At 44.7% G+C, this 21,101-nt stretch carries 15 protein-coding genes, 1 tRNA gene and 1 pseudogene; 6 read left to right on the top strand and 11 right to left on the bottom strand.

Annotated elements, in window-relative coordinates; translation table 11 throughout:
• Positions 1-460: 460 nt before the first annotated feature.
• From RHD99_RS18045 to cfa, 4 genes are all read right to left on the bottom strand, one after another.
• Positions 461-964 carry a non-heme ferritin-like protein gene (locus RHD99_RS18045; RefSeq protein WP_183271176.1) on the bottom strand — a complete coding sequence of 168 codons (504 nt, stop codon included), beginning with the start codon at positions 962-964 and terminating at the stop codon, positions 461-463.
• A 490-nt stretch (positions 965-1,454) separates the two neighbouring features.
• Complete coding sequence (locus RHD99_RS18040; protein ID WP_309875683.1) at positions 1,455-2,684, bottom strand: amino acid permease; 1,230 nt, start codon at positions 2,682-2,684, stop codon at positions 1,455-1,457.
• Between the two features lie 119 nt (positions 2,685-2,803).
• Positions 2,804-3,265 (bottom strand): multidrug/biocide efflux PACE transporter, encoded by a 462-nt coding sequence (locus tag RHD99_RS18035; protein WP_309875682.1) that lies wholly within the window; start codon positions 3,263-3,265, stop codon positions 2,804-2,806.
• 243 nt (positions 3,266-3,508) lie between these two features.
• Positions 3,509-4,657 carry a cyclopropane fatty acyl phospholipid synthase gene (gene cfa, locus RHD99_RS18030; protein WP_309875680.1) on the bottom strand — a complete coding sequence of 383 codons (1,149 nt, stop codon included), beginning with the start codon at positions 4,655-4,657 and terminating at the stop codon, positions 3,509-3,511.
• Positions 4,658-5,077: 420 nt separating this feature from the next.
• On the opposite strand from cfa, the gene RHD99_RS18025 reads away from it, so the two are divergent.
• Positions 5,078-5,914: an AraC family transcriptional regulator gene (locus tag RHD99_RS18025; RefSeq protein WP_309875678.1), complete on the top strand. Its 837-nt coding sequence runs from the start codon at positions 5,078-5,080 to the stop codon at positions 5,912-5,914.
• 90 nt (positions 5,915-6,004) lie between these two features.
• Positions 6,005-6,238 carry a helix-turn-helix transcriptional regulator gene (locus tag RHD99_RS18020; protein WP_309875675.1) on the top strand — a complete coding sequence of 78 codons (234 nt, stop codon included), beginning with the start codon at positions 6,005-6,007 and terminating at the stop codon, positions 6,236-6,238.
• 454 nt (positions 6,239-6,692) lie between these two features.
• Here the strand turns inward: RHD99_RS18020 and RHD99_RS18015 are convergent, their stop codons facing one another.
• The 6 genes from RHD99_RS18015 to RHD99_RS17990 form a co-directional block, all read right to left on the bottom strand.
• Positions 6,693-7,178 carry an Hcp family type VI secretion system effector gene (locus tag RHD99_RS18015; RefSeq protein ID WP_309875672.1) on the bottom strand — a complete coding sequence of 162 codons (486 nt, stop codon included), beginning with the start codon at positions 7,176-7,178 and terminating at the stop codon, positions 6,693-6,695.
• 22 nt (positions 7,179-7,200) lie between these two features.
• Positions 7,201-7,527, bottom strand: coding sequence for a DUF1493 family protein (locus RHD99_RS18010; RefSeq protein WP_309875671.1), 327 nt, complete (start codon positions 7,525-7,527; stop codon positions 7,201-7,203).
• The gene (locus RHD99_RS18005) at positions 7,521-7,985 is read right to left on the bottom strand and encodes an STM2901 family protein (RefSeq protein WP_309875670.1); all 465 of its coding nucleotides are present in this window, start codon (positions 7,983-7,985) and stop codon (positions 7,521-7,523) included. Before RHD99_RS18005 ends, RHD99_RS18010 begins: the two co-directional genes overlap by 7 nt.
• A 326-nt stretch (positions 7,986-8,311) precedes the next feature.
• Positions 8,312-10,924: an AAA family ATPase gene (locus tag RHD99_RS18000; RefSeq protein WP_309875669.1), complete on the bottom strand. Its 2,613-nt coding sequence runs from the start codon at positions 10,922-10,924 to the stop codon at positions 8,312-8,314.
• Between the two features lie 252 nt (positions 10,925-11,176).
• Positions 11,177-14,371, bottom strand: a complete 3,195-nt coding sequence (locus tag RHD99_RS17995; RefSeq protein ID WP_309875667.1) for an Eco57I restriction-modification methylase domain-containing protein — start codon at positions 14,369-14,371, stop codon at positions 11,177-11,179.
• A gap of 426 nt (positions 14,372-14,797) precedes the next feature.
• Positions 14,798-14,874, bottom strand: a tRNA-Arg gene (locus RHD99_RS17990).
• A gap of 198 nt (positions 14,875-15,072) precedes the next feature.
• On the opposite strand from RHD99_RS17990, the gene folD reads away from it, so the two are divergent.
• Together folD and ybcJ are read left to right on the top strand one after the other, a co-directional pair.
• Positions 15,073-15,939 carry a bifunctional methylenetetrahydrofolate dehydrogenase/methenyltetrahydrofolate cyclohydrolase FolD gene (gene folD, locus RHD99_RS17985; RefSeq protein ID WP_183271170.1) on the top strand — a complete coding sequence of 289 codons (867 nt, stop codon included), beginning with the start codon at positions 15,073-15,075 and terminating at the stop codon, positions 15,937-15,939.
• A gap of 1 nt (position 15,940) precedes the next feature.
• Positions 15,941-16,153: a ribosome-associated protein YbcJ gene (gene ybcJ, locus RHD99_RS17980; protein WP_121265615.1), complete on the top strand. Its 213-nt coding sequence runs from the start codon at positions 15,941-15,943 to the stop codon at positions 16,151-16,153.
• Positions 16,154-16,215: 62 nt separating this feature from the next.
• Here ybcJ and RHD99_RS17975 read toward each other — a convergent pair.
• Positions 16,216-17,205, bottom strand: a pseudogene (locus tag RHD99_RS17975) (LacI family DNA-binding transcriptional regulator); the annotation flags it as partial.
• Between the two features lie 346 nt (positions 17,206-17,551).
• On the opposite strand from RHD99_RS17975, the gene RHD99_RS17970 reads away from it, so the two are divergent.
• Together RHD99_RS17970 and RHD99_RS17965 are read left to right on the top strand one after the other, a co-directional pair.
• Positions 17,552-18,784 carry an oligosaccharide MFS transporter gene (locus RHD99_RS17970; RefSeq protein WP_183271168.1) on the top strand — a complete coding sequence of 411 codons (1,233 nt, stop codon included), beginning with the start codon at positions 17,552-17,554 and terminating at the stop codon, positions 18,782-18,784.
• 11 nt (positions 18,785-18,795) lie between these two features.
• Complete coding sequence (locus tag RHD99_RS17965; RefSeq protein ID WP_309875662.1) at positions 18,796-20,853, top strand: beta-galactosidase; 2,058 nt, start codon at positions 18,796-18,798, stop codon at positions 20,851-20,853.
• Positions 20,854-21,101: the final 248 nt, after the last annotated feature.

Below are 21,101 nucleotides of genomic sequence, written 5' to 3'. Positions count from 1 at the left end.
CCAGCCCAACACACCTGGAGTATATGACTTGTCATTGTGGTTCTTATTTCTTGAAACCCCGTCCAGTTTAGCAACTCTATGATAATGAAAAGTATCAGGCTAAGTACGGGAAGAATAAAAACAGACATTATAAACGAACGAATAAGCAGCCATGTAAAAGGTTTCAGCACTCCAAAAAGTTTCCCAAAATACTTTTTCAACGTAGAGATCCTGTATTTTCCGAAATTTATTGCACGATATAACTGCTTATGAGTAACGCTGTATTTTAGATAGAGAATATACGCACCCTTTCATCCTGAAAGGGAACGACACCATTCAATCGCAGTCATTTGCCAACCACTCGCACACATCACGACTGTTTATTTACCGGTTCTGGCTGAGTGATCCGGTAAACAGCAGCAATAGTTCCACCTACGCTCATTTTGTAGCGGACCATTAACTCTTCTTTTGGGAGGGGGTCTTAATGTAGTTGCTTGTTGACCATGTTCATCAAGCGCCGATCGGTTTGTTGCATGCATAACCCCGCTTTGTGTGAAATTCGTACTTCATCCAGCAGGTTTTGCAGCAGCAGACCATTCTGTTGGTGTTCTTTTTTCATGATGAAAAGAAAGTGTGCGGTGCTGTCGTCGTTCAGAGACTTGGCTACTTTGGTGAATTCAACAAGAGTCGCAGAGAGTTTCTGGTGTTCTCCCAGGATTTTCTGAAACAAATCTTCAAGGGTTGAGCAGCGTTCATCACCAAACTGTGTGCCACTCACTATAGGGTGATCACCTGATTTTTTAATAAAATCAAATAATTGAATTACATGCGTTACATTGATCTGCGCCTGTGCCCGTAAAAAATTTGCTGCTCCAATCAGTTTGTTTTCTGAACACCAGTCGCTTAAATGTAGGTAAAGATTAGACGCAGAAAACTCCAGATTCATCTGCGTATTAAGATTTTGAACCATGCCTGACATCACCATACGAAACCCCCGATTACTTGAATAAATGGCGCTTTCTGAAAAGGAATATTTGCTTATTACAGTAAATTTACAAACCTAGCGTAAAATTAACCTAAAAAGATCATTTTACGCCTCCGCTGGCGGGCTATACGGCACGGCACGCTGCATGTACTGCGAACAATAAGATATTTTTCATTGCGAATAAACATCTTGTTTCATTTATTTTCATTTTTTTTATACACCGATGAAAAATATGAATTGATGTCAAATGGTTACACTTATTCTCATTGGGTGTTAATGCACAAGAGCACGCCGGGCAGCGCACCAGCATGGGTGGCAGTATTCGCGCTAACAATAAGAAGTGTTATTAATCAAATAATTAGTAAATAAAGAGAACGGAAAAGTGAGTGGAAACAGGAACAGTAAGGCGAGGAGTGGCTGGGGTTAGAGACACAGGGAGAAGAGGTGGTTGCAGCACGCCGTCTTTAACGCGCGTGCTGCATATTTATGGTTAGGCGATGAACATTACCGACACGCACAGCACACCGACAATCAGCGTCAGCAAACTGCCGATTGAGCGGTAAGGCTTCAGAGTCGGGATCAGATACGTCGATAAGGTTGGCATAATGAACAGGATGATGGCGATCAGAGGTCCGCTGATGGCATAAATCATCGAGATGGCGTTTGGATTAATGCAGCACACTGCAAAGGTGATCACGGATACGCCGATAATCGACACTGCCCGGTTAAAGGCCCGGCTTTTCTTCACACCTATCTGATTTAAAGATGATTTCACTATCTCTGTTGCCCCCTCAATCACACCAAAATAGGTACCGAGAAAGGACTTCGACATCGCAACAATTGCCACCACGATACCGGAAATCCCAAGCCAGGCAGGGGAGGAGGGCATCATGGAGAGTGCAGAGAGAATGGTAACCCCTTCTTCTTTTGCAGCGATGATGTACGACGGTGGGATCGACAGCAGGCAACTAAAGACAAAGAACAGCACGCTCAGGCAGATAATCAGGTACGTCACCTTCATGATGCGGGTACATTTGCCCATTGCGGCTTCGCCATACTTCTCACGGCGATCGACGGCAAAAGTCGAAATAATCGGGGTATGACTAAAGGCGAACACCATAACCGGAATGGAGATCCACACCTGGTGTAATGTGTGTTGATCGAGGTTCACCTGGTTGGTGAGCAGCGAGGGCTGCCAGCTGCCGGTGAGATACAACGATACCAACAGGAAGTACGCGATCAGCGGGAAGACCAGAAACCCCATCACCCGGATGGTCGCCTGACGCCCCATCAGAAAGATCAGATTTAACGCCAGCACCACGCCCAGGCTGACCAACACCCGCACGGTCAAATCTACCGTCATACGTTTTGCCAGCTGTTCGGTGAGCGAATTGGTGATTGCCACGGCATAAATTAATACCACCACAAAAAACGCGACAAAATAGAGCGTGGTGATCAGATTACCGATTGTCTTGCCATAGTAATGGGTGACCGCACCGGTGATCCCTTCATTGCCTTTTGTCCTGGCAGAGAGAATGAACTGGCATAAGGCTCTGTGCGGCCAGTAGGTGAGTGGATAGGCCACGAGGGCGGTGATGAGCAGAACGATAGCACCTGCAGAACCCAATTGAATGGGTAGAAACAAAGTTCCTGCGCCCACGGCAGTGCCGTACAGGGCAAAGCTCCAGAGGGTTTCTTCTTTAGACCAGATTTTCAACATGAGATAAATGTATCAACTATAAAACCAACGAAACAAAGGTTATTTTACCATATTGACGCGTTGTGGTCGCAGTTGATGCCAGGGAAAGAAGGCCGGATAGCATTTCCGGCCGGGGAGGGTTAGTCAGTGATAGCTCGCTGCTGCTGGCGTCGCGTCATCAAACGATCGCGCAGAGTGTCGTACGCCCAGTTATAAAGCATGGTGTACGGCAGGAAGAAAATAAAGAAACCTATTTCCAGGGTGAATGCCTGAAGCAGACTCACCCCCAGCACCATCGACACAATGCCGACGCCGATAAAAATAAACCCGACTTCAAAGCCGAGGGCGTGCAGGGCGCGGACTTTGGCGGTGCGGATCACTTTATGCCTCGGCCACAACCTGTCGAAACCGGCGTTATAGATGATGTTCCAGATCATCGCTGTGGTGGCGAGGATAATGGTTAATCCCGCCATCTCCAGCACCGGGCGCTGCATTAGCCAGGCGGTCGTCGGGGCGAGGATCGCCGTGGCAATACCCTCGAAACAGACGGCGTGGAAGATGCGTTCCGACAGTTTCCTGCGTTGAATATCGTTGTGCTGCATAACCTGAAACCTCGTTGCAAGCCAGAATGGGCATGGTCAGGTCGCTATTTTTATCGGTTAAACTGATATATTAAAGTTAGATTCCATCGATAAAACAGATACATCATGTGCTACTCAACGGCAGCGTGCCTGTGTTGATCTATCATTGATTCATCATGTTAGACATTGAGTAATATTATTGTTGTGACATACGAAAATCCTTAAATTAATAACTGACATATTGAATCGTCGTAACAGAAGATACTAGCGATAAACGTACATGCCGCCTTCGACACCACGGCTAAATAACACTTGCCAGAGCTGAATATCACGCGCGCGGAAAGCACCTGCACAAGACATCAGGTAATAATTGAACATGCGTTTAAATGACTCGGTATAATTATTTTGAATCTCCGGCCAGAAATGATTAAAACGCTGATGCCACTCCATTAATGTCAGGTCATAATCAGCGCCGAAGTTATGCCAGTCTTCGACGATAAAATTCGCTTCCGATGCGCTCGCGATTTGTTTCACAGAAGGTAGACAACCGTTGGGGAATATATATTTATTAATCCAGGGATCGACATTGTTATCAGATTTATTGGCACCGATAGTATGAAGCAGGAACATTCCACCCGGTTTAAGGCAACGGTTCACCACTTCAAAATAGGTGTCGTAGTTTTTTGGACCGACATGTTCAAACATACCGACCGAAACAATGCGGTCAAACGTGGTGTCGAGGTCGCGATAATCCATCAGCTTGATAGAGACATCCAGCCAGGTGCAACGATCCTGAGCCATTTTCTGCTGCTCTTCTGAAATGGTCACGCCAGTAACATGAACATTGTAATGTTCGGCGGCGTACTGCGCCAAACCGCCCCAGCCACAGCCAATATCAAGCAATCTCATACCGGGTTGCAGCTGCAATTTTTCACACAGCATTTTCAATTTGGCTTCTTGAGCCTGTGGCAAACTGGTCGCTTTTTTCCAGTAGCCGCAGGAATACTGCATATAAGGATCGAGCATTTTGGCGAACAGATCATTGCCGATATCGTAATGCTCTTTGCCAACAATCCAGGCGCGTTTACGTGTCTGTAAATTGAACAAACGCATACCTGCGATACGGATTAAGTCCCTGACGTTTTTTGGCATTTTCTCATCGAGTTTTGCGCGAAGGATTTTCTCAAAGAAAACATCCAGTGCAGCGCAATCCCACCAACCTTCCATGTAGGATTCGCCGAGGCCAATAGAACCTTCCTGCAAAACACGTTTATAAAAGTCAGGATTGTGTACCTGAATATCCCAGCGACGGCTTCCGTTAAAGCGGATATCAGCCTGGTTTAAAAGATCTTCTGCAATCCGATACCAGCTGTCTTTGCGTGGGACGGGTGCACTTTCAACTTCAACACTCATATCTCATCCTCAGTAAAAGCTTATGTCAGTTTTCTACTCGACTATCAGAACGTGTTTATATTTCGTCAAAAGGGTGGCTGGCGTTCAACGTTTTTCGCAGCATCAACGTATTTCCTTGTTTGCTATTAATTCATAATCAATCATTAAAAAGATCATAGGTGACTCACGTTGTTACTTTATTTTGGCGATGGTTATTCCGCTCATTTTTAATATTAACGAGTTTGGTGTCATTAAGGTTATTCGCGTTTTAAAGAGAAGGTTTATTGCGTCGTCAAATTAAAATAAGCATATGTTACAACTTTAATGATCTTTGGTTATTCATTGACTGAAGTTATGAATTAATTATCGCAGCTAACAAGGTTTGTGTATCATGAAGGGATGCCAAGTTGTGTCGATCAAGCGTCAATTTAGGTGGGATAGATGGCTAAACCGAAAAAGATGCTCTACTCGTTTCGCTCAGAGAAGGATGCAGAGGGGGCCAGGCTTGCTCGGCCAGTTTTTTTTAGATCGTTCACGCTGGCAGAAAATGTGCAGTCTGAACTCCATTCTCATCCGTTTGTCCAGTTTCACTACGCTCGTGAAGGCTCCTTATACGTTTCCGTGGAGAATAATTCGTACATTATTCCCGCTTGCTATGGATTGTGGATCCCGCCATTCACCCCTCATTTAGTGCACACCGCCAGTGAAGTGATGCTGGAAAACCTGGATATCGATCCAGAATATTATGAGTCGAAATGCGGGAAATCTGAATTGAAGCTGGTGACGGTATCTGACTTTGCGCGCAGTTTTATCCACCATGCCACGCAAACTATTCCTGAGTACTATGATGCCGATGGCAAAGAAGGGCGGTTAGTTTCAACCTTGCTCGATGTGCTCAATGACCTTCCGGCTGCGGGTTTTGCTATTACCTGGCCAACGGCTCCGGCGCTGCTGGAAATGTGCCAGCAAATCAGTGAATCACCGGATTTACCTCATTTAATGGAAGAGTGGTCTGAGCGTGTGGGTATGTCACCACGGACTTTTTCACGGCATTTTATTAAAGAAACGGGTATTACATTCAGCAACTGGAAACAGAGGCACCGTTTACTGCATTCGATTATTTTATTGCGCCAGTCGCGAAGCGTGACTGAAATTGCATTGATGCTGGGTTATGGCAGTACGTCTGCTTACACCTATGCATTCCGCCAATTATTTGGCGTATCGCCTTCACGTTATGAAGTCGCACCGCCACCGCCGGATGCGGTATTACATGATTAGCGCCCCGCGCTCCAATTTTGAATTGCTGCGTATTGCTCAGGGTATTTTCCAGGACGCTCACCAATATGCGAGCAACCAAAAAATACACCATTGAGCAAACTGGATGGTTCGCAGCAGCCAGCGCACTACATGAAATTTAAGGAAGTCGAAAGCCTGACAGGCAAGAGCTTTAAAACGTTATGGACGATGTGGGCGAAGGATGGCACCTTTCCCAAACCGCATAAAACAAAAGATGGCGGGTTTTTGGGAGGCAAAAGTCAACCGATGAAGCATAGCGAGACCGCAAATTTACAAATGACAGCGGGAATGATAGCGGGAAATTAATGTGTAGCGGTGGGTTTTGTCGTAACGCATTGATTTAAATGGTACGCCCTACAGGGCTCGAACCTGTGACCTACGGCTTAGAAGTGCGCCTATGGTAAAGACTGGACTTCTCTTTACCAATTGATAGCCAGTTAGCTAATACTAATACAGGTTGGGCCTGGTATGAAGCCCCTAGGGAAAAATACAATCAATGTATGTGGTCTGAAATCGTAGTGAAAACAAATAAAGGTGACTGGACTTTTCCGTTGAGTCAGTAAACACTTTAATTCTGTGAAAGCATATAATACCACCCTCTAAATAGGGTGGTATTATATTTTAAGTCGCATTGTTTATAATATTGTATTTTTCTGCGAGATATTAAAAGTAAAGTAGAAAAACTCACTTGCTTTATAAAAACTTATAACGAATTAAATGGTTATATTAATAATAACAGGGGCGTTTAACCCCTGTATTGTTAGGCAGTGGGGCGTTCATTCCATGCATCATGAGCTAACAAATTACCATCTTTATACAGATGGGTGATCTTCTCGTAATTCATAGCAACTTCTTCCATGTGACCAGTACCGGGACAACCACGTGTATCGTGCATTACAGGGCTGACGCAGATCACTCTCACATTTTCCAATGTGATCCGGTAATATTCCACTTCTTGCCCTGCATCATTGATGTGGTAGAAACGAAATTCAGCAGATTTGAGTGTCTGGCCCGTAGCGGCAGCTTTGAAGAGATACGGAGAGGAGCTGTCTAGCTCTTTAGTAAACTGGAAAGGTGAATGCTGGCGTGTACCAGTAACTTTCCCTGTTGCTGCATCGGTGGGAATAGCTAAACTGTGGTACAGACCTCGTAACTCTATGCTACCTTCGCGGTCTGCAACATCGGAAGAACCACGGATCGTTGCGCCGCCATCATCAGTCAAAAATAAGTGAACAGGTACAGCCATTTTAAAAGCTCCTTGCTTCTGATTAATCGAACAACCATTTCCCAGCTTTTGCTGACTCGATCAGCATGCCGATAGTGAAATCTGGAACTGGTACAGGTTCCGTTTTCTTGAGCGGATTCCATGAAAAAGGAACATTGGGATAATAGGTTTCAATGTTGAAATTACCTCTTTCAACATTGAATTTTTCAAAGAAATCGTTCATCAGATCTTCAACTTCGAGCTCATCAAGGCTCAAATCAGTGTCAAAATCAGTGTCAGGGGTTAGTTCTATCTTTTTGATGTTGAATAGATAGACACCAGCGTAAGGCCGAACAAACTCGTAAACTCTCTGCTCGATACTATCTACCATAGCTTATCGTTTCCTCTGGCTATAGTGTTGTAGTCACGTATGGTCCGGTAGGAGATTTGCGTTACATCTGAGGCAAGAATTATCTCACCAATAAGTGGAATTGAACGTCCTACAAACGGAGCGATATTACGAACCATAACTCGTCTTGCTGTCCACGGAGTGTAGCCGCCAAGCCATGTCGGTAATGAAATGCCAAAAGGGAACTTTGTCTTTTTGAATAGTGCTCGTGCCGCTTTGGAGGCATAAGAGGTCCCTTTCGTGGCGTTTATGGGCTTTGCTCTTGTCCAAAGATTGTTACGGCCTGATACTAACGCTATTACAGCCCCAAAATCAGCAACGCCAATACCAAATTGGCTTGCAGTGTTTTCACAAAAAACCATGAACAGAAGTTCAGCAGCGGTTAGATTGGATTTTCCCGCATAGAAATACGTTCCGTTGAGCTCCTCTACTGTATCCATTTTTCAATCCCTTATTCGCTCTATGTAAAGGGAATCATAACGGTCAGTTTTCAGTCGTTCTAGATTAACCATTTGATTTAATGTAACAAGAAACAACTATCGACATGCTAGGGACATAAAGAAAAATGCTGTATATATTTTTGAACCAAGGCTATTTGGATAAATTATCTTACCTCAGGCGGCAAGTACGATGGAAATCACTGCCTATGCACCAGCACTACTTTTCTTACAGAGAATAACCTTTTTTGTGTAAGGCCATTCTCTGCTATAACACACAACAAATTCGTATGTATTTGTTACAACTAAATTTCGAAATTTATTAATTGCTACCCAGCAATAGCCTGATCTAGGTTTTCTAAAGCCGAAATCATAGTGGATACAGTCGCTCTGTCGAATTCGGCTCTGTCATTTTCTTCATGCGTCCCTTTATTAAGATAACGCCATTCGCGTGAGTCACCATTTAGTCCAAGCAACGCATCAATTGGGGAAAATACCTCATTTTTATTTGGATCGCTAAAATCTGCCTTGTTAATCTGTTTCTTAATTTGCTCTGATAGGTTACGTAGCTCTATTGGTGATGTATATGAGCGTAATTTTAGACTAAGATTGCCATCTCCATATCTATTAACATAGCGCCAAACTTTTGTTTTCATGAGTGATTCTAGAGACTGCCTACTTTTAGCCAATGCTTCTCTGATCTCATTTCGCTCAAAATGTCCTCGGGCTGCGATAATATAATTTCGCGGAGAACAATTAAAATCAACACGAATATGTGACTCGTCCAGGCGAGGTAAGAAACTGAAAGATCTTGATTGTGCAGCAACTTGAGCAGGTAGTAAGTTATGAATATCTTTGAAAAACTCTTCACCATGGCAAGCTAGAATAATCTGTTTTTCTGCAAAAAAAACATCTTCAAATAAGGTTCTTCTGATCGACTCGCGATGATCATCATCAATGGCATTAACTGGATCATCAAATATCAAAAGAGGGCATCGTTCATTAATATTTTTTGCTAATAAAATAGCTAAGCCGATACAGCGAACATGCCCTTCACTAAGAACATGTAATGCATCAAAGTATTGTTCAGGGTTATTTTGGAATGAAACTTCAAGCCGCTGATTTTGTATCAATGGTAATTTGATCGTAGACAATTTCTCTCTAGGGAGATCGTTTCGATTGAATGCATTGTACAGCGTAACAACGTTGTCTCCAAGATTGGCGACGAGTTGTTGAGGTAATCTCTCTTTATAGGCATTTAGAGTTGCTACAAATCGGGAGTACGAACCTGAGATCAAACAGTTTTTTCTTACAATTGCATCTTCCAGTGCAACATCGGCGATAAGTTGCATATTTTTAGTATAAAAACTATTAATTAATTGTTGTGCCGATTCTATGACTTGTTGCGCAGTATTTCTCCTTGTCTGTAGCACTATTATTTTACGATCTAACTCACGTAGCTTCCCAAGTGCTATTTGTTTGGCCTCACGTATTTGAGCTGTTTCATCTATTTTCTTATCTGATTCTTCTAGGAGTTTAACCTGAGACTCCAAATGTTGCCATGGGGTAGAACCATCCTGTAATTGTTGTTGTAGAGCATTCCACAAAGTGCCTCCACTGGGCGTTAGATAACTTTCAAGAATATTTCTTTGAGGAAGACAATGGCAGCAGGTACTTATTATTTGCGAAACAGTCTGCATCAATTGTATTATTTTTTGTTCTAACTGTGACATTGACTCTTGCAGAGTCGCTAAAAATTCAAGTTTAACCAATTCTTCATTTGCATGAGTGTACGGGTTTATTTGTGTTTGTGTTAGCTGAGTATGGCATGCAGGGCAATGCTCAGGACTGTCTGGTTGTAGTTGAACAATTGCGTTATATAAATTCTTGAACGAAACTTGCTGACTTACAGCAGCTAGTTGTTGCTGCTTTGTATTCAATTCTGTAAGGTTACTTATGATTAAGCCACTTACTTCTTGTAATGCAATATAGGTCAAGCTACTTTTATTACCTATCGGGGTTTGTAATTCTGCTTCAAGTTTTTGGATGATACCATTGTTTTGCTCGTCGCCTTTTATCTCAATAATCATTTGTTGGAAGGTTATACCTTCACGATATTGGGTGGCTAAAGTTTGTTCCTCGGAAACTAATTTTTGTAACTCAGCATTGTTTGCTTCCAGCTGCTGATTAGCACCTGAGAGTGTCAGGCGTTTATCCTTTAGTTGGGCAGCTTTTATTCCAGTAAGATCAATATATTTAGAATCAATTTCAGCCGTAAAATTCCGTACGAAATCATTAAATAAATCCAATCCAAATAGCGTCGAAATGAGTTCAGTTTGCCTTGATGGGGCTAGTGCTGCAATTCTGGAAAAATTATCAATGCGGTTCTTTTCAACAAAACAAAAACGATATAAAGCTTCATTGCTTTCAATAGAAACTTCCTGCCCTTGATCTCCTACTCCAATAACCTCTGGCATTGTAAAGTCATTAACATGCGCATTTTTAAAATACTCATTCTGATTACGAAAGCGTTTACTTTCAGCCTCAGCAACGCTCCCCAATAATTTATATTCAAGAGCTTCGCAAAAGCTGGATTTTCCAGTACCGTTAGGCCCATAAATCAAAACTAAGCGAGCATCAAGATCAAAATCCTCCTGTCGAGAAAAACCTCTGAATGGTCCAACAGACAAACTTTTGAGCCGACTGATAGAGGAAACGAGTTCTGTATTCTGCTCAGGTAGTGGTTGGATTTCTGAACTAAGTGAATCCCAGTTAGTTTGCGCTAGAGCTACTACACGCTTAACCCGTTGCCCTTGGTTAGTACCTAATGGTTCTATTGCATCTAGGTTTGCCAATACCAAATTCGCAATTTTTCGAACTTCGTTTGGTATGCCTACGGTGTTTAATGTCTGCAAAAAGCGCAAAAATTCAGCTCGGAGCATAATGAATCCTTGTTAAACTTATACTTATCTCTTATGTGGTTACAACTCAGAGTATACGCTTTGATAATTATGATTCGTGTGATCCGTAAGCCAAAAATTTCGTAACGACAAGACGATAACTTTAAATGTTAACGTTTTTCATGAGACGAGCCTCAAGTCAAATAAGCATAGTAAAAAATCACCTGCGCTTTAGAGCAGGTGATTAGAGAAAATGATAGTGGCTAAATTTCTACGTTTTGGCAGATTAACCAGTTAAAACGTATTACTCCATGCGGTTAGCAGCAAATCAGATATGGATTTTATCTCTATAATCAATTTCTTGCGTGATGATTTATTATGTTCGCTATGAGCTGCCATAACCAGTTCAATCATTCTATTGTGATCTTTATTTAAAGGATCATACTTGGGGAGGTCTAAATGCTTGAAGATATCGGCAATTTGAATTGAAACGTTATGTGCGTTAATCCATTCCTGTACCGTAGAGGAGTTTAGTAAACCGCACAAAAAGCATGCAGTTTCTTTATCATCAAAAGAGGCAAAGTAAACTTTGTGGTCAGGAATGTACGGACGAGTACCAACGATGGGTACTTCAGCTTCGCCTGCAACCGCAGCATAGAATGACGATGCCATTTCAGGCCAAATTACTTTCCATGGCTTAAATGTATATTCCCCAACATTATAAATTGCGTGAAAAGGTGCTCCTTTCATCTGTAGCCGATATGTTGAACGGTCAAGCAATATTAATTGATATGATTTAAACCAAGCCGCTGTCTTCTTTAGTTTCGGTGAATATAATTCATTGTCCGCTGCGGCATAATCTGAGTATGATATGCCAGTATTTGGGACGAAAGTATAAAGCCGTTCAGTAGTATTGGTTGGGGCATCTAGTTTTAGATAGCATTCTTCAAAATCCCCGGCTCCTTTAATAAGTGGATAGAGCAGATCAGGTTCAATCCACGCTTGTCTCTGAGGACCGATATTTTTACGACCAGCTTCAGGACGGCTTTGAATCTGAACCAAACTGCCGTTGCTCTGTAAGACGGGTACAAAATAAACCCCGTTGAGATCAGTTGTGATCCCTTTACGGCCTTTAGTCCATGAGCATTGGCGAGACAAATACTTAATCGATGCAAATCTTCCTGGTGTTAGAATTGCCCAAGGTGATCCCGGTTCCTCAACGGGAAAAGCCTCTTTTTGTTCCGATTGTATTTGGGTTAGCACTACGTCAAGTGATTGATTTGATTTAATAGCTCGTTTCGCACCAGCACAAGCTTTCCAGACCTGGTAGGTCACAGGGTATTTAGCTTCGGTCGGTGTCTTTTGGAAGATAGCTATAGTCGTATGATTGCTTGCGTCTTCGAAGGGCTTCAGAGCTTTCATGTCATCCACTGAGAGTGGTTGTAGATGCAACGAATCACTACGTTTTGGCTCAAGCTTGAATGTCCTGAACCCAGCTGATGATGGGTTTTTAAATAATGATCCTGTTATCACGAACGCAAGTTTACCGCCGTTTTTCAGCCATTTATCTGATACGGTATAAGTAATCATGGCTGAAATATCGAGCTCATTTCCGCCATGGCGCTTAGTTTTTGAGAAAATACCGTAATCTTCGCAAGTTGGTTTTACTCGTTCACGATAGAGGTCTGGAAGCTTTGACCAACGAACCCAAGGCGGATTGCCAATAATAAGGTCAAATTGACCGGCAGTGGCTGACCAGAAAAAGTTTCTGACAATGCGAAACCAAATCCCATTCCATTGTTTTTTATGAAGATTAAGAACTTGATCGTATGTGTAGCGTAAAGGTTCTTCCCACTGTTCAAGTTTTTGTGGTTCGATCAGTTTGTAAACCAAGATTTTTTTCTTCGACTCAACATATTCAAGCCCCTGTTCAACGTCCTGTCCCATGCGCTCGAATACGCTATCGAGTAATTCACGATTTAAGGCTAGTTCTGCTGGTAATCGAATATCCAGTTTTGCTACTTGGCTACCAATTTTGTATTCAACTACTGATGTTGCATCGTCTGGCGAGGCCGCAGGTGAATAGATAGCGTCAGCCATCAAAACAGGAACTTCAAACTCAATGCCTGGACACAGTGCAAGAAGATCGGCAATTTCGATCAGAAAATTTACTCGTGCGGTTTGCACAGCTAATGGATTAAGATCAAAGCCCCAGACACTTTCACAAAGGCAGTTCAGGGTCTTACGGGCATCCCAGTTTGCACTGTTTGCCAGTTCACGTTTCTTCCGTATTACAGCCAGTAAGAAAGCACCTGAACCGCAGGTCGGATCCAGTACTCGTTGCTGTAAAACGTCATGATCAGCAGCCTTTGCGAGAGTGAAATCTACTAGCCAATCAGGGGTGTAAAATTCTCCAAGGCTCTGACGTAATTTACCCGGGACCAGTCCCTGATATAAATCACGTAACACATCTCGGGTTCGTTCTAATCTGTCTAGTCGATATAGAGAGAGCATGGAAAGTAAGCGACGAAGAGCGGGTAATAAACCTGCAACTACATTGTCTTTTCCTAAATCAAGGTACCAACTAAATATTGCTTCTTCGACAAACCCGTTAATTCCGGCCTCTTTGAACAGCAATGAATGCTCAATGGCTTGATCCAAAAAATCAAGCATCTGCGTATCACTTTTCAATGCTGCCATGCTTTGTGCTGGTTGTTCAGTTGATGTTAAACCATGAGCAGCAATGATTTCAGCAGCAAGAAGCTTAATCAACATTGAGTTATATGTATGGATAACAAATAGCCGTGCTGAAATTGAATCCCTACTACAACCTTTCCAATCAAATGCTAGTTCTTTGTTGATTGCATCGGCCTGAGAAATAGACATATCAGCAACTTGCCCATACATTGTTCGCCATTCTTCAAAGAGCATTTTTATCTTATTATGACCTGCTGCGTTTAAATAGTGACTTAAACCATCAGACAGGTGTTGCATAAAAGCTCTTGCATTCGGAGAACCGTGTCCAAAATCAGCCAATAAATTCTCAATTGTTAATCCCTTGCGGGTATCAGAACGAAATGCATCCAGCACCATCTCCACAGATTCAGGAGAGAAGGGCATGAGATGTTGCGTTTTGATGACACCGTGAACAACTTGAGCGAAACAAATGTGCTCGCCATCAATAGCGATCCCGATGAAATCTGATTCTGGTATTCCCGTTTTAGCAGATTTTTTTTGAATATAAGGTAACAGGCGTTCTTGCATGGCATTTTTGAAAGCAGGACTATCTTTTTTGCCGTTAAAAAAACCCGGAGATTTGTATTCAATAATGACATGATTCAAGCTAGCGTCATTACGGTCTCTCTCAGCATTAAGATGCAGCCCGGTCGCATCTTCGATGGCCTTATTCCAGATATATCGAACTTCTTCTTCTCCCTGCCAAGGTCTCAGACGTTTTTCTTGTATAGTTTCATAAGCGGACTGACTCATAACTGTGCGACCTTGTTGCTTGATTTATGCAACCGATCATTATGAACATCAGTAGGTTAAAGTTCAATAGAAATCACATTCAGTCGTATCTCAACGGATTAACGTCCCTCACAAAGCTGTGAGGTTATTTGGTGGTGTAAGGTGCCCATGCGTAAAAGCATGCTCCAGAGAATTCATAACGTGCGACGCTTTCATTATCTCTGGCACAAAGGCTTCTGCGATGGCATCTGTGGGTACATTTTAGTTTGAGTGCTTGAAGTTGATTGGGTGAATGAGTGACATCAGTGCAAAGCATCATGTTGAGATGCTCGCTACTTCACACTTGCATTGATAAATGTTGATGGAATTTACTTACACCAGTCGTTACATGAATTTTTGTTTTGTGTGATTACTGCTGAAGGGGTTTGCGTAACGCATTGATTTAAATGGTACGCCCTACAGGGCTCGAACCTGTGACCTACGGCTTAGAAGGCCGTTGCTCTATCCAACTGAGCTAAGGGCGCACTGAAAGTGCAGTTTTGTATCGTACTACGTTTGGAACGCTCGGATTATACGGTCAGTACCTTTCTAGTCAATGGCTTTTCAACTGCCTGCGCGACTATTGAGCATAAACGCTTAACAATGCCTGACAGCGAGCCGCGCTTCTGACAAAATAGAAACAATCCCCTCCCTTTTTGATTACAGACGGAATCATCTGACTGATGGCAGCAAAGATTATTGACGGTAAAACGATTGCGCAGCAGGTACGGCTTGAAGTTGCTGAAAAAGTGAAAGCCCGAATTGCCGCTGGAAAACGTGCTCCTGGACTGGCAGTTGTGCTGGTGGGAGAGAACCCTGCTTCGCAGATTTATGTCGGTAGCAAACGTAAAGCCTGTGAAGAAGTCGGCTTTATTTCTCGCTCCTACGATTTGCCTGACACCACCTCTGAAGCAGAACTGCTGGAGCTGATTGATACGCTCAACGCAGATAACGAAATCGACGGTATTTTGGTGCAGTTGCCACTGCCTGCGGGCATCGATAACGTAAAAGTTCTGGAGCGTATCGACCCGGATAAAGATGTGGATGGTTTCCATCCTTACAACGTTGGCCGCCTGTGCCAGCGTGCGCCGCGTCTGCGTCCTTGCACACCGCGCGGTATCGTCACGCTGCTTGAGCGTTACGGCATTGATACCTATGGCCTGAACGCCGTGGTGATTGGCGCATCTAACATTGTTGGCCGCCCAATGAGCATGGAATTACTGCTGGCGGGCTGCACCACTACCGTGACCCATCGCTTCACCAAAAACCTGCGCCAACACGTCGAGAACGCCGATCTGGTGATTGTCGCAGTCGGCAAACCTGGTTTTATTCCAGGCGAGTGGATCAAGGAAGGGGCGATTGTGGTGGACGTGGGGATTAACCGTCTGGAGAGCGGCAAAGTGGTCGGCGACGTAAATTATGATGAAGCCGCAGCCAAAGCCTCGTATATTACGCCGGTTCCGGGTGGCGTTGGCCCAATGACCGTCGCCACTCTTATCCAGAATACCTTGCAGGCTTGCGAGGAATATCATGATGTCGATGGAGAGTAAAATGGCGACCTTCTCATTAGGTAAACACCCACACGTTGAATTATGCGATCTGCTGAAGCTGGAAGGCTGGTGTGAAAGCGGCGCACAGGCGAAAGCGGTGATTGCCGAAGGGCTGGTGAAGGTAGATGGCGAAGTCGAAACTCGCAAACGCTGCAAAATTGTTGCAGGTCAGACGGTGAGCTTCGAAAGCCTGAGCATTACCGTTCAAGCGTAAGCTTCCCGCCTAAACCCTCGCTTTTGGGCGAGGGTTTTCCTTCTGCGTTATCGTCCTGTAATCGAATCACGCAATACAAATTCAGCTGGAAGAATGCAATTGTCAGGCGTCTTTCCCTGCGTGGCGGCCAGCACTCTGGCAACCGCTTCTTTTCCCTGAGTATCCAAATCCAGCCGCACCGTGGTGAGTGAAGGGGTGAAGAATGCGCTTTCGTAGCTATCATCGTAACCAATGACAGAAACCTGCTGCGGCACCGCTATCTGAGCCTGATGTAGCGCGCTCAGCACGCCCAGTGCCATCTGATCGTTTCCTGCCAGTAGAGCACTGAATTCAACCTTATCGTTAATCAGTTGCTGCGCGCCGTCATACCCGCTTTGTGCATCCCATGTGCCGAAAATGATTGCCGAGGGCGTTAAGCCGAATGCCTCGAGGCTTTTTAACCAGCTCGCCAGACGCAACTGTGCAGAAATCGAGTATTGCGGGCCAGGCAGCAGCGCGATGCTTTTGTGGCCGAGTTCGCTTAAGCGCTTAACACTTTCCTGAGTGCCATTCGCCGGGTCGAAGATAACGTGAAACACGCCGCTGTCTGGAGCTACGTCGAGAAACAGGCAGGTGACATCTTTATTCTGCTGGGCTATCGCTCTGGCGAGTGGGGTTTCAAGTGGAACGTTGATAACGATTTTTTCGACAAATTGAGATTTGAAGTCATTGATGGATTGCTGAATCGCCGTCTCGTCGTTCTCATCAATCATCGAAATCAGCACCTGATAACCCGCTTCACGGGCGTGCATTTTGACGGAGGCGGCGATTTGTGACGGTGCGTGCAGGGCCAGGGACGTGGTAATAAGTCCTAACGTTAGCGTGCGCTTACCGACTAACTGTTGCGCCAAACGGTTAGGCACATAGCGCAATTCTTCGATGGCTTGCTCAACGCGAAGACGCGTTTTCTCGGCGACATTCACCGATTTGTTGAGCACCCGAGAAACCGTCTGGTAGGAGACACCGGCATGGCGGGCAACATCTTCCAGCGTTGCATTTCTATTTTTATTCACCCTCAATCCTTACGTTATCATCCGGCCTAATCGGGTCCGTTTCTTCCTGCCCGGAATGTCCACTATATCAAAATGTCATACGTTCACATGGCCGAATTTTGAGATCTGCTTCACCTTTTGCCATGTTTAAAATTTTGTTATGTGATGTTGATTGCAGTTTACATCTCTGATGGTTGTTTGAACGATTTGCCAGGTATTTTATGTAACTCACTGATGTGAACGTCGTACATTTTTGGGTTAACCACATTAACCCAACACAGCAGCGTAAACTAAACCCTAAAAAAGAACGCTATTCACTGCGTATTCAGTGAAGCACCGACTCTGTTCCTTCATGAGGAAGAAAAAGATGGTTACCGGCAAAAGGAACTACATTCTTTTAAGCATTTTCGATTTTCTTTATTTGTTTGCCTGGTCGTCGACGATGGCCTTTTTTGTTATCTGGACGACACAGCATCTGGGGATCAGTGCCACCAAAACGGGCTGGTTGTATGCGATTAATGCCTTTATCGCACTGACGATGCAGCCGTTTTTTGGCTTTATCTCAGACAAGTTCGGTACTAAAAAATCGTTAATCTTCCTGATCATCGCGTTGCTGCTGCCGATTGGGCCATTCTTTATTTATGTTTATGCGCCGCTTCTGGTGAGTTCTTTCTGGTTAGGGGCTGTATTAGGTGGCATCTATCTGGGGATTATTTTCAACTCTGGTTGCGGCGTGATTGACTCTTATATCGATAAAATTTCTCGTCGTTATTCATTCGAATATGGACGGGTGAGAATGTGGGGATCTTTAGGTTGGGCTGCCGCAGCGTATATTGTGGGGCGCAATATTAACGATAACCCAAATCTCTCATTCTGGTTGGCGAGTATTGCGATTGTATTAGCCGCTGTGTGTTTCATGATGACCAAAATTGAAGTCACACTCGAAGAAGAGAAAATGACTTCGTCATTAAAAGCGGTACACGTTTTTGAACTGGCAAAAAACAAACAGTTCTGGATGCTTATCATATTTACGCTGTTCGTTACGCAAATTTATGACACCTATGATCAGCAATTTGCCCAGTATTTCTCCTTACAGTTCTCAAGTGTTGATGAGGGGAATAAATGGTATGGCACGCTGGCCTCGGTGCAGGTCTGTTTCGAAACGTTATTCCTCGGTCTGATGCCATGGTTCGTCAATCGCGTCGGGGCAAAATGGGCGCTAGTGATTGCCGGGACGATAATGTCAGTGCGCATTCTGGGTTCTGCGGTACCGCTTGGGCCGGTGTGGATTGCTGCCGTTAAAATGATGCACGCGATTGAAAAGCCGCTAATTTTAATTTCGGTATTTAAATTTATCTCGCAGAACTTCGACCATAAATTATCATCCACCATCTATTTGCTCGTGCTGTTTGCTGCATCCATTGCAACCACGGTTTATTCACCTGTTGTCGGCTATTTGTACGACACCATTGGTTTTGCCAACGCATATATCATTCTTGGCATTATTTCAGGGCTCTTTACGCTGTTCTCAGTGTTCTCTCTACGCAATAGAAAAGACCCGGTCATTACCCTTTCTCAGGAGAGAGAGTCGTTAGCATAACGGAGGCAGTCATGAGTAAGTTATTTCCGAAATTGAATTTTTTACACGGTGCAGATTACAATCCCGACCAGTGGCTGAATCAGCCTGATATTTTAGAAAAAGATATCGCGATGATGAAAGAAACAAAATGCAACGTGATGTCGGTGGGGATATTTAGTTGGTCAAAACTTGAGCCCGAAGAAGGGAATTACCAGTTCGCATGGCTGGATAATATATTGGATAAACTGTATGCCAACGGGATCTCTGTTTTTCTGGCAACCCCAAGCGGTGCCAGGCCCGCGTGGGTCAGTGAAAAATATCCAGAAGTTTTGCGGACCAATAAAGATCTGACTAAAAACCTGCACGGCGAGCGGCACAACCATTGTTATTCGTCACCTGCGTATCTGCGTTTGACAAAGAATATTAACGAACAGCTCGCAAGACGTTATTCGCACCATCCGGCCGTGCTGGCCTGGCATATCTCCAATGAATATGGCGGGGATTGCCATTGCGAGATTTGCCAGCAGAGTTTCCGTGACTGGTTGAAGAATAAGTATCAGACGCTGGATAACTTAAACCAGCGCTGGTGGAGCTCATTCTGGAGCCATGAATATTCAAGCTGGAACCAGATTCATTCGCCTGGGCCGCTGGGTGAGCAGTCGGTTCATGCGCTGAATATCGACTGGCGGCGCTTTGTGAGCGAACAGGTTGCCCTGTTCTGTCGTCATGAGATTCAGGCCGTTAAGCCTTTTAATCCGTCGTTGCCCGCGACCACGAATTTCCATGGCGTGTTTTACGATTACGATTATTGGCGTCTGGCGGAGGAAGTCGATTTTATCTCCTGGGACAGCTATCCCGAATGGCATCAGACGCGCGATCAGCAGGATCTCGCCTCCAGCACGGCTTTCACTTTTGACCTGATGAGAAGCCTTAAACCTGGGCTGGCGTTCTTACTGATGGAGTCCACGCCTGGCACAACCAGTTGGCAAGCCGTCAGTAAGTTAAAAAAGCCAGGGATGCATCAGCTTTCGGCGCTACAAGCTGTGGCTCATGGTTCTGATTCTGTTCAATATTTCCAGTGGCGGAAAAGCCGTGGTTCGATTGAAAAATTCCACGGTGCGGTGGTCGATCACGTTGGGCATGTAAATACGCGTGTCGGGCGGGATGTGAAGCAGGTTGGCGTTGCGCTGGAGAAACTGGCGGGTGCGGCGGGAACCGGCTATCAAGCTGATGTGGCGATGGTCTACGACTGGGATAACCGTTGGGCAGTGAACGACTCCGCAGGCCCGCGAAACTGTGGCATCAAGTTTGAAGAAACCGTGCAACAGCACTATCAGGCGTTGTGGCGGCAAAACATTCCGGTCGATATTGTTTCTCAGCAGTCTGATATCAGCCGCTATCGGGTGCTGGTTGCGCCGATGCTTTACATGGTCAATGAAGACTTTGCAGAACGAGTGAATACGTTCGTTGCGGCTGGCGGCGTGTTTATTGCGACTTACTGGTCGGGGATCGTTAATGCTGACGATCTCTGCTACACCAATGGTTTCCCTGGACCGTTGCGCGAAGTTTTAGGCATCTGGTCAGAAGAAATTGACAGCCTGTATGACGGTGAAACGAATCAAATCGGTATCACCACGTCGGGGTGGAATAGCCAGGTTCGCGAATACAAATGTGTAGAACTTTGCGATTTGATTCATGCAGAAACGGCGGAAGTGCTGGGGGTCTATCAACATGACTTCTACCAGGGCAGGCCAGCAATCACCCGTAACCAGTACGGAAAAGGGCAAGCCTGGTATGTCGCGGCAAGAACCGACGGGGATTTCCTGCATGATTTTTACCAGCATATTGCAAGCCAACACGGGGTGAATGCCTGTACGTCGATGTCACTTCCTGTAGGCGCTGTGGCGACCGCAAGGCAGGGCGACGGGCACGAGTATCTTTTTGTCCAAAACTTTAGCGACCAGGCGCTGACTCTTGAGTTGGCAGAAGAAAATCGTTTGCTGGAACCATTGTTGAATAGCGAGGGGATTAACGGGCACCAATATTCCCTTCCAGCTTTCGGCGTGGAAGTCTTTTTAGCCCAATCCTAAGCGAACACCATCCCCCTTTCTGATACGCGGAGGGGGATGGTGCGCCTGTTTACGGTGCTTTCATCGAATGCCGATTGACGCTTGCCTACCAGGCAAGTGACCGTCTGAATCCCTCCAGTTTAGGTTTTTAATCCCCTACAAAAAACAGGTTAAAACCTGCGCGACTTCAAATATTCGATAACAGTATGGCTACAACTCAGATTTTTGTTGCCGGGAAAAATTCGTTTCGTCAGTATAGGTAGAACGTT

It is taken from the genome of Buttiauxella selenatireducens, assembly GCF_031432975.1.
GTDB classification, from domain to species: Bacteria; Pseudomonadota; Gammaproteobacteria; order Enterobacterales; family Enterobacteriaceae; genus Buttiauxella; species Buttiauxella selenatireducens.
Note: the sequence above shows the minus strand (reverse complement) of the source record. Positions and strands in the feature narration are given on the sequence as shown.